At 38.7% G+C, this 13,848-nt stretch carries 11 protein-coding genes and 2 rRNA genes; 10 read left to right on the forward strand and 3 right to left on the reverse strand.

The genetic code is table 11. The annotated features are described in order from the left end of the window. The 6 genes from FE813_RS07205 to FE813_RS07230 all read left to right on the forward strand — a co-directional run. A 23S ribosomal RNA gene (locus FE813_RS07205) occupies positions 1-768 on the forward strand; the annotation flags it as partial. A 151-nt stretch (positions 769-919) separates the two neighbouring features. Further along, positions 920-1,035: ribosomal RNA gene (gene rrf / locus FE813_RS07210) — 5S ribosomal RNA — on the forward strand. 154 nt (positions 1,036-1,189) lie between these two features. Continuing rightward, a complete protein-coding gene (locus FE813_RS07215) occupies positions 1,190-2,119 on the forward strand; it encodes a LysR family transcriptional regulator (RefSeq protein ID WP_139990039.1) in 930 nt (309 codons plus the stop codon). A 9-nt stretch (positions 2,120-2,128) separates the two neighbouring features. Beyond that, entirely contained in the window at positions 2,129-2,863 is a 735-nt protein-coding gene (azlC, locus tag FE813_RS07220) for an azaleucine resistance protein AzlC (RefSeq protein ID WP_139990040.1), read from the forward strand. Then, a complete protein-coding gene (locus FE813_RS07225) occupies positions 2,860-3,189 on the forward strand; it encodes a branched-chain amino acid transporter permease (RefSeq protein ID WP_139990041.1) in 330 nt (109 codons plus the stop codon). Before azlC ends, FE813_RS07225 begins: the two co-directional genes overlap by 4 nt. A gap of 437 nt (positions 3,190-3,626) precedes the next feature. Then, a complete protein-coding gene (locus FE813_RS07230) occupies positions 3,627-3,860 on the forward strand; it encodes a YgjV family protein (RefSeq protein ID WP_118808948.1) in 234 nt (77 codons plus the stop codon). A gap of 75 nt (positions 3,861-3,935) precedes the next feature. On the opposite strand, the gene prfC is transcribed toward FE813_RS07230, so the two are convergent. Further along, positions 3,936-5,519 carry a peptide chain release factor 3 gene (gene prfC, locus FE813_RS07235; RefSeq protein ID WP_139990042.1) on the reverse strand — a complete coding sequence of 528 codons (1,584 nt, stop codon included), beginning with the start codon at positions 5,517-5,519 and terminating at the stop codon, positions 3,936-3,938. A gap of 178 nt (positions 5,520-5,697) precedes the next feature. Between prfC and FE813_RS07240 the strand changes: the two genes are divergently transcribed. From FE813_RS07240 to FE813_RS07255, 4 genes are all read left to right on the forward strand, one after another. After that, positions 5,698-6,486 carry an enoyl-ACP reductase FabI gene (locus FE813_RS07240; RefSeq protein WP_005644958.1) on the forward strand — a complete coding sequence of 263 codons (789 nt, stop codon included), beginning with the start codon at positions 5,698-5,700 and terminating at the stop codon, positions 6,484-6,486. A gap of 65 nt (positions 6,487-6,551) precedes the next feature. After that, positions 6,552-8,531, forward strand: a complete 1,980-nt coding sequence (rnb, locus tag FE813_RS07245; protein ID WP_139990043.1) for an exoribonuclease II — start codon at positions 6,552-6,554, stop codon at positions 8,529-8,531. A 347-nt stretch (positions 8,532-8,878) separates the two neighbouring features. Beyond that, a complete protein-coding gene (gene codB, locus FE813_RS07250) occupies positions 8,879-10,105 on the forward strand; it encodes a cytosine permease (RefSeq protein WP_139990044.1) in 1,227 nt (408 codons plus the stop codon). 9 nt (positions 10,106-10,114) lie between these two features. Continuing rightward, the gene (locus FE813_RS07255; protein WP_139990045.1) at positions 10,115-11,377 is read left to right on the forward strand and encodes a cytosine deaminase; all 1,263 of its coding nucleotides are present in this window, start codon (positions 10,115-10,117) and stop codon (positions 11,375-11,377) included. Between the two features lie 51 nt (positions 11,378-11,428). Here FE813_RS07255 and argG read toward each other — a convergent pair whose 3' ends face one another. Together argG and FE813_RS07265 are read right to left on the reverse strand one after the other, a co-directional pair. Then, positions 11,429-12,763 (reverse strand): argininosuccinate synthase, encoded by a 1,335-nt coding sequence (argG, locus tag FE813_RS07260; RefSeq protein WP_139990046.1) that lies wholly within the window; start codon positions 12,761-12,763, stop codon positions 11,429-11,431. A gap of 176 nt (positions 12,764-12,939) precedes the next feature. Beyond that, the gene (locus FE813_RS07265) at positions 12,940-13,812 is read right to left on the reverse strand and encodes a phosphoribosylaminoimidazolesuccinocarboxamide synthase (protein ID WP_111696622.1); all 873 of its coding nucleotides are present in this window, start codon (positions 13,810-13,812) and stop codon (positions 12,940-12,942) included. Between the last annotated feature and the right edge of the window lie 36 nt (positions 13,813-13,848).

The raw sequence follows: 13,848 nt of genomic DNA on the forward strand, positions 1-13,848 counted from the left end.
GAAGTAGTCACGCCAGTGATTATGGAGTCGTCCTTGAAATACCACCCTTTAACGTTTGATGTTCTAACGAAGATTGCGGAACGCGGTCTCGGACAGTGTCTGGTGGGTAGTTTGACTGGGGCGGTCTCCTCCCAAAGAGTAACGGAGGAGCACGAAGGTTTGCTAATCACGGTCGGACATCGTGAGGTTAGTGCAATGGTATAAGCAAGCTTAACTGCGAGACAGACAAGTCGAGCAGGTACGAAAGTAGGTCATAGTGATCCGGTGGTTCTGAATGGAAGGGCCATCGCTCAACGGATAAAAGGTACTCCGGGGATAACAGGCTGATACCGCCCAAGAGTTCATATCGACGGCGGTGTTTGGCACCTCGATGTCGGCTCATCACATCCTGGGGCTGAAGTAGGTCCCAAGGGTATGGCTGTTCGCCATTTAAAGTGGTACGCGAGCTGGGTTTAGAACGTCGTGAGACAGTTCGGTCCCTATCTGCCGTGGGCGTTGGAGAATTGGTTGGGGCTGCTCCTAGTACGAGAGGACCGGAGTGGACGCACCACTGGTGTTCCGGTTGTGTCGCCAGACGCATTGCCGGGTAGCTAAGTGCGGAAGAGATAAGTGCTGAAAGCATCTAAGCACGAAACTTGCCAAGAGATGAGTTCTCCCAGGTTATAAACCTGTAAGGGTTGTTTAAGACTAAGACGTAGATAGGCAGGGTGTGTAAGTGATGTGAGTCATTGAGCTAACCTGTACTAATTGCCCGAGAGGCTTAACTATACAACGCTCAAGTGTTTTTGGAAAAGAGCGAAAGAGAAGACTAAACAAAGAAAAGTAGATATAGAAGACTCAATAAAAAGAAAATCAGATTCAGCTTGTGGCCAATGAAGAACATAGATAGAAGTAAGAATACAAGTTATCAAAGAATTATCCTGGCGGCGATAGTGCGGTGGAACCACCTGACACCATACCGAACTCAGAAGTGAAACGCTGTAATGCCGATGGTAGTGTGGGGCTTCCCCATGTGAGAGTAGGGCACCGCCAGGTTACCAAATACATATCTAAATTAAGTAAAAACAGAAGAACCCCGTGTCGAAAGATATGGGTTTTTTGTTTTTTCTATAGAATATTAATTCGAATATTTCGTATTTTAAGGTATTATATCTATCATCTAATTTTCTATTTTGTATGAATATTTTTAATGAAACCAACCTTTCTAGAATTTAGACATCTTAAAACTTTATTGGCCTTAAAAGAGACAGGGAGCGTTTCTTTGGCAGCAAAGCGAGTATATTTAACCCAATCAGCCCTTTCTCACCAAATTAAATTAATAGAAGAACAGTTTGGTTTACCTTTGTTTGAGCGTAAAAGTAATCCACTTCGTTTTACTTCTGCGGGAGAACGTTTAATTCGTCTTGCTAATGAAGTGATGCCAAAAGTCGTAGATGCTGAACGTGATCTTGCTAGGGTTAAAGACGGAGATGCGGGTCAGCTTCGCATAGCTGTGGAATGTCATACTTGTTTTGATTGGTTAATGCCTGCTATGGACGAATTTCGTCGGCATTGGGGGCTAGTTGAGTTGGATATTGTATCTGGTTTTCATACGGATCCTGTTGGTTTATTGCTTTCTCACCGAGCAGATTGGGCGATAGTATCAGAAGTAGAGTATAATGATGATGTAATTTTTAAACCGCTCTTTTCTTATGAGATGGTTGGAATTTGCTCAAAAGATCATCCTTTGGCAGAAAAAGAAATTTGGGATGCGGAAGATTTTGCAGATGAAACCTGGGTAACTTATCCAGTTCCTGATGATATGTTAGATCTATTGCGGAAAGTGCTTAAACCAAAAGGCATTAATCCTACTCGCCGCACAACTGAATTGACTATTGCTATGATTCAATTAGTAGCGAGTCGTCGTGGCATTGCGACTATCCCTTATTGGGCTGCGTTGCCTTATTTGGAAAAGGGCTATGTCGTGGCAAGAAAAGTCACAAAAGAAGGTTTATATAGCAATCTATATGCGGCTATTCGCAAAGAAGATGAATCCCTTTCTTATTTAGAAGATTTTTATCAAACCGTAAAAGCTCAAAGTTTTTCAACTTTACCAGGGCTATCTGTTTTAGATTTATAGAAGTAATAAATGAATTTTTTTCAACAAAATCAGCAGCCTCACCCGATTAGTGCAGCGGCTAAAGCTGCTTTTCCTTATAGTGCACCGATGATTGCAGGATTTCTATTTCTTGGTGTGGCATACGGTATTTATATGAAGGCACTAGGTTTCGGATTTTTATATCCTACTTTGATGGCTTTACTTATTTATGCCGGTTCTGTTGAGTTTATTGCTGCTGGAGCACTTATCGCACCTTTTTCTCCAATCAGTGTGTTATTAATTACCTTAATGATCAGTACTCGCCAGATTTTCTATGGCATATCAATGTTAGAAAAATATGGGGTACATATCGGTCATAAACGTTGGTATTTAATTACTACCCTTGTAGATGAATCTTTTTCTTTAAATTATATGGCCAAAATTCCACCGTACTTAGATAAAGGTTGGTATATGTTTTTTGTAAGCTTATATTTGCATATTTATTGGGTGATTGGCGCAGCAATGGGTAACTTATTTGGCTCTGTTTTACCTTTTGATTTAAAAGGTGTGGAATTCTCGATGACCGCTCTTTTCTTAGTCATTTTTGCAGAAAATTGGATAAAGGAAAAATCCCATGAAAGCTCTCTATTGGGTTTAGTGATTGCATTGGCTTTTTTACTGATTGTAGGCAAAGAATATTTCTTAATTCCAACATTAATTGGTATCTGGTTAATTCTAACTATGCGTGGGCTTAAATTAGACACAAAATTGGAGTTGCTAAAATGACACTCACAGAACAGATTATGACGATTGGAATTTGTGTGCTTACTGTGCAATTTACGCGCTTATTGCCATTTTTTGTGTTCCCAGCTAATCGTCCTATTCCACAATATATTCGCTATCTTGGGAAAGTTTTACCTCCAGCTATGTTTGGTATGCTTGTAGTTTATTGCTATAAGAATATTGATGTTTTAACTGGTTATCATGGTATCCCTGATTTTCTTGCAGGCATACTGGTGCTAGGGCTGCATTTTTGGAAGAAAAATATGTTTCTATCTATTGCCGTTGGTACGCTTTTCTATATGTTTTTAGTACAACTTGTCTTCATTTAGAATAAAATCATAACTTTCATTTCTCTAGAATTCTCTTGAATCTAAAGTTACTTCATGGTTTATAATTAGTCCAATTTCTAGAATGGTAGAAATTGGAATTCTAGTTATTACAAAAGATAGAACCTCGTTTTATTAAATTCTTTTATTGTTCATAGTAAGATCATCTAGATTGCTAAAAGAATTTAGCCGGTGACAAAGTGCGGGTTGAGCGAGTTTATGTTATCTAATCCCCCCAAATTGGATATGCTCCCAAGATTTTAGATGTGCGCACTCGTCCCGGCTTTTTATGCACTAATGATGATGAAAATACCTTTATTTTTCATAAGAAAAAATAATTTCATCTTGCAATCGGTTGCTTTTTTTTCTGATCTTTTCCTTGTTTTAAAAATCTTTTATCATGGCGCCCGTTTTTATTTTTAATCGAAGAGAACAGAACTATGGAATTGAATTTAGTTGAATTATTGGGTTATATCGCAACCTTTTTTGTTGCAGTATCGTTTTTGTTTAAATCTATCGTACATTTACGCATAGTGAACAGCATTGGCGCAATTTTATTTGTGATCTATAGCGTAATTATCGCCGCTTATCCTGTAGCATTATTAAATGCATTTTTAACCGTTGTGAATGTTTATCAACTTTGGCGATTAAGACAAGAAAAAGTCTCTAAATAAAAGAAAAGCGTTGAATTAAATTTCAACGCTTTTTTTCTGGAAAAGTGCGGTGAAATTTCACCGCACTTTGTCGTTTTAATGTTCACGAGTTTTGTAAAAAACGACATCAGGATAACGTTCTTGAGCTAAATTCAGATTTACCATTGTTGGCGCAATATAGGTTAAGTTATCTCCACCATCTAAAGCTAAATTTTGCTCATTTTTGCGTTTAAATTCTTCGAATTTTTTCGCATCGGCACATTCCACCCAGCGTGCGGTTGCAACGTTCACATTTTCATAAATCGCTTCTACGTTATATTCAGTTTTTAGACGAGAAACCACCACATCAAACTGCAAGACACCCACAGCACCTACAATTAAATCGTTGTTCATTAATGGGCGGAATACCTGCACTGCACCTTCTTCTGAAAGTTGTACTAAGCCTTTAAGTAATTGCTTTTGTTTGAGTGGATCTCTCAAGCGAATACGGCGGAATAGTTCTGGAGCAAAGTTTGGAATACCGGTAAATTTTAAAGTTTCACCTTGCGTAAAGGTATCGCCAATTTGGATCGTACCGTGGTTATGCAAGCCGATAATATCGCCCGCATACGCTTCCTCTGCGTGAGAGCGGTCGCCCGCCATAAAGGTTAAGGCATCAGAAATCACCACATCTTTGCCGATACGAACGTGTTTGAGCTTCATGCCTTTTTCATATTTGCCTGAAACAACACGCATAAAGGCAACTCGGTCACGGTGTTTTGGATCCATGTTAGCTTGAATTTTAAATACGAAACCACTGAATTTTTCTTCTGAACTTTCAACGGTTCTTGTATCTGCTTGACGAGATTGTGGTTTTGGCGCCCATTGTGTTAAACCATCAAGGAAATGATCCACACCAAAGTTACCTAATGCTGTCCCGAAAAATACTGGTGTAAGTTCACCTTTAATAAAGGCATCATGTTCAAATTCGTTACTTGCGCCTTGCACTAATTCCAATTCATCGCGAAGTTGTCGCGCTAAATCGTCGCCAACAGCAGCATCTAATTCTGGGCTATTTAAACCTTTCACAATGCGAACTTCTTGAATAGTTGAGCCTTGACCGGATTGATAAAGATAGGTTTCATCTTTAGCGATATGATAAACGCCTTTAAATAATTTTCCGCAACCAATCGGCCATGTAATTGGTGCACAACGAATTTTCAGAATATTTTCCACTTCATCTAATAATTCCATTGGATCGCGAATATCGCGGTCGAGTTTGTTCATGAAGGTGATGATTGGCGTATCACGTAAGCGAGTTACTTCCATTAGTTTAATTGTACGTTCCTCAACCCCTTTTGCGGAGTCGATAACCATTAAACAGCTGTCCACAGCAGTTAAAGTGCGGTAAGTATCTTCAGAGAAATCTTCGTGCCCCGGGGTATCAAGTAAGTTCACCAAGCAATCGTTATAAGGAAATTGCATTACGGAAGTGGTAATCGAAATTCCACGTTGTTTTTCCATTTCCATCCAGTCGGATTTGGCATGCGCAGTCGAGCCTTTGCCTTTTACAGAACCTGCTGTTTGAATTGCATTTCCGTATAAAAGTACTTTTTCGGTGATGGTTGTTTTACCTGCATCGGGGTGGGAAATAATCGCAAAAGTGCGACGTTTATTAACTTCTTCTAATGGATAACTCATTGTTTCTTCTTCATTCAATTAAAAATGTGGGCTATTTTCGCTGATTTTAGGTTTTTGCTCAAACGAATTTGTAAATAAAGTGCGGTTGGTTTTCTTAGAAAAATTGGTCTGCTTTGTACAAAGACAAATTTTCGCTTATACTACGCAAGTTTTTTACGCTAACAATATAGGAAAAATTATGGGTTTCTTAACAGGTAAACGCATTTTAGTCACCGGTCTTGCAAGCAATCGTTCTATCGCTTACGGGATCGCAAAATCAATGAAAGAACAAGGTGCAGAACTGGCTTTCACTTATTTAAACGATAAATTACAGCCGCGCGTAGAAGAATTTGCTAAAGAATTTGGTTCTGATATCGTGCTTCCTTTAGATGTTGCAACTGATGAAAGCATTCAAAATTGCTTTGCAGAATTAAGTAAGCGTTGGGATAAATTTGATGGTTTTGTTCACGCAATCGCATTTGCGCCAGGTGACCAATTAGATGGTGATTACGTAAACGCAGCGACACGTGAAGGTTACCGTATTGCTCACGATATTAGCGCATACAGCTTCGTTGCAATGGCTCAAGCAGCACGTCCTTACTTAAATCCAAATGCTGCATTATTAACGCTTTCTTATTTAGGTGCAGAACGCGCAATTCCTAACTACAACGTTATGTGCTTAGCGAAAGCATCTCTTGAAGCGGCAACTCGCGTGATGGCTGCGGATTTAGGTAAAGAAGGTATTCGTGTGAATGCAATCTCTGCTGGTCCAATCCGTACTTTAGCGGCATCAGGCATTAAAAACTTCAAAAAAATGCTTTCTACCTTTGAGAAAACCGCTGCATTACGCCGCACTGTCACTATCGAAGATGTGGGTAACTCAGCGGCATTCTTATGCTCTGATTTAGCATCAGGTATTACCGGTGAAATTGTTCATGTAGATGCAGGTTTCAGCATTACCGCAATGGGCGAATTAGGCGAAGAATAATTTTTCTTATATTATTTTTTAGGCAGGCTTTTCAGTCTGCCTTTTCTCTTTTTTAAAATATAACTATGTTTCAAGATAATCCTTTACTCGCACAACTTAAACAACAAATCCACGACAGCAAAGAGCATGTAGAAGGCGTGGTAAAAAGCACAGATAAAGCCTATGGTTTTTTAGAGTGCGATAAGAAAACTTATTTCATCGCACCGCCTTCAATGAAAAAGGTTATGCACGGCGACAAAATCAAAGCTACTATTGAAAAGCAAGGCGACAAAGAACAAGCCGAGCCGGAATCCTTAATTGAGCCAATGTTGACACGTTTCATTGCAAAAGTGCGGTTCAATAAAGACAAGAAATTGCAAGTTTTGGTGGATCATCCAAGTATTAACCAACCCATTGGCGCACAACAAGCCAAATCTGTAAAAGAAGAATTACAAGAAGGCGATTGGGTGGTTGCTAATTTAAAAACGCACCCATTACGTGATGATCGCTTTTTCTATGCCACTATTAATCAGTTTATTTGCCGAGCTGATGATGAATTTGCCCCTTGGTGGGTAACATTGGCACGTCATGAGCAATCTCGTTATCCTGTGCAAGGCGCTGAAAGTTATGAAATGTTAGATCAACAAACCCGTGAAGATCTGACTGCACTTCATTTTGTGACGATTGACTCAGAAAGCACAATGGATATGGACGATGCCTTATATATCGAGCCTATCGAACAAAATGGCGTACAAACAGCTTGGAAATTAGTTGTCGCGATTGCGGATCCAACTGCTTATATCGCGTTAGATTCTCAAATTGAAAAAGATGCGAGACAGCGTTGTTTCACCAATTATTTGCCAGGTTTTAACATCCCAATGTTGCCACGTGAATTATCTGATGAATTATGTTCGTTAATTGCAAATGAAACGCGTCCAGCGCTTGTTTGTTATATCGAAACGGATCTTGAAGGCAATATCACGGCCAAACCGCATTTTGTTTCGGCTTATGTTCAATCTAAAGCGAAATTGGCTTATAACAAAGTGTCGGATTATTTAGAACAGGCAGATAACGCATGGCAACCCGAAACTTCAGAAATTGCACAGCAAATTGATTGGTTACATCAATTTACCAAAGCTCGTATTCAATGGCGTAAGACGCATTCTTTGTTATTTAAAGAAAAACCGGATTATTCTTTTGTGCTCGCTGAAAATGGCAAAGTGGCAGAAATCAAAGCAGAATATCGTCGTATAGCCAATCAAATTGTCGAAGAATCGATGATTATTGCTAACATTTGTGCCGCACAATTTTTAGCAGAGCAGGCACAAACTGGTATTTTCAATACGCATAGCGGTTTTGATAAGAAATTCTTAGAGAATGCGCTCAATTTCTTAATGGCAAATTTAGCCAATGAACAAAATCAAGCTGAACTTGCTGAGCGTTATTCGGTAGAAAATTTGGCGACATTAAACGGTTATTGCCAAATGCGCCATGATATTGAACCGATTGAAGGCGACTACTTAGAATTCCGTTTACGTCGTTATTTAACTTTCGCCGAATTTAAATCAGAATTAGCACCGCACTTTGGTCTTGGTTTAGAAGGGTACGCGACATGGACATCACCAATTCGTAAATATTCTGATATGGTGAACCATCGTTTAATTAAAGCCGTACTGACACAACAAGCTTGTAATAAGCCACAAGATGAAGTACTGGCACGTTTACAAGAGGCTCGTCGCCAAAATCGCCTAGTAGAACGTGATATCGCAGACTGGTTATATTGTCGCTATCTTGCTAATAAAGTCTCAGAAAATGCTGAATTTGATGCGGAGGTGCAAGATGTGATGCGTGGTGGATTACGTGTGCAATTATTAGAAAATGGCGCCTCAATGTTTATACCTGCTTCAACTTTACATAGTAATAAAGAAGAAATGCAGGTGAATTCTGATGAGATTGCCCTTTATATTAAAGGTCAGCGCATTTACAAAATAGGTGATATTGTGAAAGTGAAACTTACGGAAGTGAAAGAGGTAACTCGCAGTATTGTCGGCGAAATCGTTCAATAAAATTGTTCTTCTTTAAACCGATTTTCAGTGATTGAAAATCGGTTTTTTCTTTTTAAAAACTTTCTTAGTTTAATACCGCACTTTTTATCCAAAAGTTCTGAAGTGTAATTAAGCATAATGCACGCCAAATTATTCCGTTTACAATACCTTTTTGTGTCCTAAAAAATTGATGTATGTCAATTTTAATAGTAAAAGCACTAATTAATCTATCTGCTTATCAAAGTGATATTGTTAAAAACTATAAGTATTCAAATTTATCTGTTTTATAGTTAGTTGCGCAAACGTTTGCTTTTGCATTTTTATCGTATTAGAATGCCTAGATCTTTTATTTGGGAGGAGATTATTTCATGAGTTCGGAAAATTTTAGTTTAAAACCCGTTCCTTTCAATGAACGAAAGGGTATGATTGCTTTAACATTTGTGATGTTAGGTTTAACATTCTTTTCAGCAAGTATGTGGACGGGGGGAACATTAGGTACGTCGTTAACTTATAATGATTTCTGGCTTGCTGTTATTTTAGGTAACCTAATGTTAGGTCTTTATACATCTTTTCTTGGGTATATAGGGGCTAAAACTGGATTAACCACGCATATTTTAGCGCGTTATTCTTTTGGTATTCGAGGATCTTGGTTACCCTCCTTATTGCTTGGCGGCACTCAAGTTGGTTGGTTTGGTGTCGGCGTGGCGATGTTTGCAATCCCTGTTAATAAAGTAACTGGTATTGATGTGAATTATTTAATTCTTGGCTCAGGTTTATTGATGACGATTACGGTCTTCTTTGGTATTTCAGCGCTGACGATTCTTTCCACTATTGCGGTACCTGCTATTGCCATATTAGGTTCTTACTCAGTTTATCTTGCCGTTACTAATGGCGGTGGTTTAGAAGTATTACAACATATTGTGCCAAAAGAAAGCATTTCACTCTCAATGGCGATCACCTTAGTTGTGGGCTCCTTTATTAGTGCAGGCTCATTAACTGCCGATTTTGTTCGATTTGGTCGAAAAGCAAAGCAAGCAATCATTATTAGTATGATTGCTTTCTTTTTAGGTAATTCATTAATGTTTATTTTTGGCGCTGCAGGCGCGGCTGTGACTGGAATGTCAGATATTTCTGATGTGATGGTTGCTCAAGGCCTTATTATTCCAGCCATTATTGTGCTCGGTTTAAATATTTGGACAACAAATGATAACGCGCTTTATGCTTCGGGTTTAGGTTTTGCGAATATTACAGGATTAAGTAGCCGAACTTTATCCGTCGTCAATGGTATTATCGGAACCTTATGTGCCTTGTGGTTATATAATAATTTCGTCGGTTGGCTTACTTTCTTATCTTCAGCAATTCCTCCCGTTGGTGGTGTCATTATTGCTGATTATATTTTACGTCGTAAAGCTTATGAAAATTTTGAACAAGCTAGATTCTTAAATATAAATTGGACTGCTATTGTTTCAGTTATTGTTGGTGTGGTTTGCGGTAAATTATTACCAGGCATTATCCCTGTAAATGCGGTAATTGGTGGAGCAGTTACCTATTTGGTTTTAACACCATTACTCGGTAAAAAATTAGCGATGAAATAAGGAAAAAGAATGTTAGTTAAAAATGTACATATTCATAATCGCGAAGGGTTATGGCAGATTTTAATTGAAGAAGGAAAAATTAGTCGAATTTTTTCTCAAGATGAGGTTTTTAATTATTTAGGTGAGATACTCGATGGTGAAGAAGGTATTGTTTATCCTCCATTCGTAGAGCCTCATATTCATTTAGATGCGACACAAACCGCAGGACAGCCAAATTGGAATCAATCTGGTACCTTATTTGAAGGGATTGAACGTTGGGCTGAGCGTAAATCATTGTTAAGCCATGAAGATGTAAAATCTCGCGCATGGAAGACATTAAAATGGCAGATTGCAAGTGGGGTTCAGTATGTCCGTACTCATGTTGATGTCTCTGATCCAACATTAACTGCGCTAAAAGCTATGCTTGAAGTCAAAAAAGAAATCGCTCCTTGGGTGGATTTACAGATTGTAGCATTTCCACAAGAAGGTATTTTGTCTTATCCAAATGGCGAGAAATTATTAGATCAGGCTATGGAGATGGGCGCAGATGTTGTTGGCGGCATACCTCATTTTGAATTTACCCGTGAATATGGTGTAGAGTCGATGCATATCGCTTTTGATATTGCTCGCAAGTACAACAAACAGATTGATATTCATTGTGATGAAATTGATGATGAACAATCTCGTTTTGTTGAAACGGTCGCGGCATTAGCCTTGAAATATGACATAGGAGAAAAAGTGACGGCAAGCCATACAACGGCCATGCATTCATATAATAATGCTTATGCATCTCGTCTTTTCCGACTATTAAAGATGTCAAAAATTCATTTTGTGGCAAACCCATTAGTGAATATTCATCTTCAAGGACGCTTTGATACCTATCCAAAACGTCGCGGTGTAACGCGAGTAAAAGAGATGCTCAAAAATAATATCAATGTTTGTTTTGGGCATGATGATGTGTTTGATCCTTGGTATCCGCTTGGTACAGCGAATATGCTACAGGTATTACACATGGGATTACATGTTTGCCAGTTAATGGGATATGGTCAAATTAATGATGGTCTGAAATTAGTCACTGAAAATAGTGCGAAAGCATTAGGTTTAACGGATTATGGAATCAAAGAAGGTAACAGTGCAAACTTTATTGTACTGCCTGCAGAAAATGGCTTTGATGCCGTACGCCGTCAAGTTCCTGCACGTTATTCTATTCGTCATGGTAAGGTGATTTCTGAAACGCAGCTGGCGAAGACCACCATTCATTTATCCGATAGTGAGCAAGTGAACTATCGTTAATCACTGAAAGTGCGGTCAACATTTAAGAGAAATTTGAACCGCACTTTTATCTTATTTCTTGCCTAATTGTGGCAATACTGAATCTTTAATTGCGCTTAATAAACCTGTTTGTGCATAGATACCAAGTTTACCTCGGGTGTCAGATACATCTAAATTACGCATAGTTAATTGACCGATACGATCAATTGGATCAAATGGCGCATCTTCCACTTTTTCCATACTTAAACGCTCTGCTTCGTAGGTTAAGTTCGGTGATTCGGTATTTAAGATAGTGAAGTCGTTACCACGACGAAGTTCAAGTGTTACTGTACCCGTAATTGCTTTTGCCACCCAACGTTGTGCTGTTTCACGCAGCATTAATGCTTGCGGATCAAACCAACGACCTTGATATAACAAACGGCCTAAACGGATGCCATTAATACGATATTGTTCGATGGTATCTTCATTGTGAATACCAGTTACCAAACGTTCGTAAGCGATATGCAATAATGCCATCCCTGGTGCTTCATAAATACCACGAGATTTGGCTTCAATAATACGATTTTCGATTTGGTCAGACATCCCTAAACCATGACGGCCACCGATACGATTGGCTTCTAGAATAATATCAACTGCATTATCAAAATGTTTACCATTTAATGCAACTGGGACGCCTTCTTCAAAAGTGACGGTTACTGTTTCTGGTTTAATTTCTACATTGTCATCCCAAAATGCGACACCCATAATTGGTTTAACAATTTTCATGCCTGTGCTTAATTGCTCTAAGTCTTTTGCTTCATGGGTTGCACCCAACATATTGGAATCGGTCGAGTAGGCTTTTTCAACGGACATTTTGTAGTCAAAACCATTTTCGATAAGAAATTGAGACATTTCAAAGCGGCCACCAAGTTCTTCAATAAATTGCGCATCTAACCAAGGTTTATAGATTTTTAAATTCGGGTTTGTTAATAAACCATAACGATAGAAACGTTCGATGTCATTCCCTTTGAATGTAGAGCCATCCCCCCAAATATTCACATCGTCTTCTTTCATTGCTGCAACAAGCATTGTGCCAGTTACTGCGCGACCTAGTGGAGTCGTATTGAAGTAAGGAATTCCGCCTGTAGAAATATGGAATGCACCGCATTGAATTGCCACAATGCCCTCATGAGCAAGCTGAGCACGACAATCAATTAAGCGAGCATTTTCTGCACCATACGCCATCGCTTTTTTAGGGATTGCGCTGTAATCATCTTCGTCAGGTTGGCCTAAATTGGCGGTGTATGCATAAGGCACGGCACCTTTTTGACGCATCCAAAGTAATGCCGCGCTGGTATCTAAGCCACCAGAGAAAGCGATACCGACTTTTTGCCCTTTAGGTAAATGTTGTAGAATTGTATTTGACATATCTTTTCCTTGTTTATAATTTAGATTGAATAATTAATCATTTTATTTGAATAAAAAGTCACTTAAATATAACCGCACTTTTTATGTTTGTCTAGCCTTTTATGTATTAAGGCTGAAAATCTTTAGTTGTTATCATGCATAAAAATCCCCGCTGTAAATAGCAGGGATTTTGATCTCTATTTTGTTAATAAATCCAGTGCTTCCTGATATTTATCAACCGTTTTCTGAATAATATTTTCTGGCACTTTCGGGGCGGGCGCTTGTTTATTCCAGCCGCTATTTTCTAACCAATCGCGTACAAATTGTTTATCGAATGATGGAGGATTAATCCCTTCTTGGTAAGTATCGATAGACCAAAAACGACTAGAGTCTGGTGTTAATACTTCATCCATTAATGTGAGCGTGCCATTTTCATCTAAACCGAATTCAAATTTTGTGTCGCAAATAATAATGCCTTTAGTCAGTGCATATTCTGCAGCAGCAGTATAAAGTGCGATAGCTTTTTCTTTTACTTGTGCGGCTAAATCAGCCCCGATGAGTTTTTCACATTCTGCATAGCTGATATTTATATCATGACTGCCAACGGCTTCTTTACTTGACGGAGTGAAAATAGGTTCTGGTAATTTACTGGCTTCAACTAAGCCTTCGGGTAGTTTTAATCCGCAGATGGTACCAGTTTGTTTATAATCTTTTAAACCACTGCCAGTTAGATAGCCACGTACGATAGATTCAATTTTAATGGGATTCAAACGTTTACACACTACAGCTCGATCTTTGATTAAATCAGCTTCTTCTTTTGGTAACACATCATAAACACTCTCACCAGTGAAATGATTCGGCATAATGTGAGCAAGTTTGTTAAACCAAAAATTGGAAATTTGAGTCAGAATTTCGCCTTTTCGTGGAATAGGATCATCTAAAATAACATCAAATGCAGATAAGCGGTCAGAAGCAACCATTAGCATGCGTTTATCATCGATTTCATAGAGATCACGTACTTTACCTGAATAGATTTTTTTTAGACTTAGAGTGGGGAGTTGTTGTGTCATCGTTTTGCACCTGTATGAAAGTAAAAACTGGTGCGT

Origin of the sequence: Haemophilus seminalis (assembly GCF_006384255.1) — a bacterium.
GTDB classification, from domain to species: domain Bacteria; phylum Pseudomonadota; class Gammaproteobacteria; order Enterobacterales; family Pasteurellaceae; genus Haemophilus; species Haemophilus seminalis.

Bases quoted from the DNA above. Each gene is read 5' to 3' on its own strand.
- rnb (WP_139990043.1), top strand. From the start codon at position 6,552: ATGTTTCAAGATAATCCTTTACTCGCACAACTTAAACAACAAATCCAC.
- FE813_RS07265 (WP_111696622.1), bottom strand. From the start codon at position 13,812: ATGACACAACAACTCCCCACTCTAAGTCTAAAAAAAATCTATTCAGGT.
- codB (WP_139990044.1), top strand. From the start codon at position 8,879: ATGAGTTCGGAAAATTTTAGTTTAAAACCCGTTCCTTTCAATGAACGA.
- FE813_RS07255 (WP_139990045.1), top strand. From the start codon at position 10,115: ATGTTAGTTAAAAATGTACATATTCATAATCGCGAAGGGTTATGGCAG.
- FE813_RS07230 (WP_118808948.1), top strand. From the start codon at position 3,627: ATGGAATTGAATTTAGTTGAATTATTGGGTTATATCGCAACCTTTTTT.
- azlC (WP_139990040.1), top strand. From the start codon at position 2,129: ATGAATTTTTTTCAACAAAATCAGCAGCCTCACCCGATTAGTGCAGCG.
- argG (WP_139990046.1), bottom strand. From the start codon at position 12,763: ATGTCAAATACAATTCTACAACATTTACCTAAAGGGCAAAAAGTCGGT.
- FE813_RS07225 (WP_139990041.1), top strand. From the start codon at position 2,860: ATGACACTCACAGAACAGATTATGACGATTGGAATTTGTGTGCTTACT.
- prfC (WP_139990042.1), bottom strand. From the start codon at position 5,519: ATGAGTTATCCATTAGAAGAAGTTAATAAACGTCGCACTTTTGCGATT.
- FE813_RS07240 (WP_005644958.1), top strand. From the start codon at position 5,698: ATGGGTTTCTTAACAGGTAAACGCATTTTAGTCACCGGTCTTGCAAGC.
- FE813_RS07215 (WP_139990039.1), top strand. From the start codon at position 1,190: ATGAAACCAACCTTTCTAGAATTTAGACATCTTAAAACTTTATTGGCC.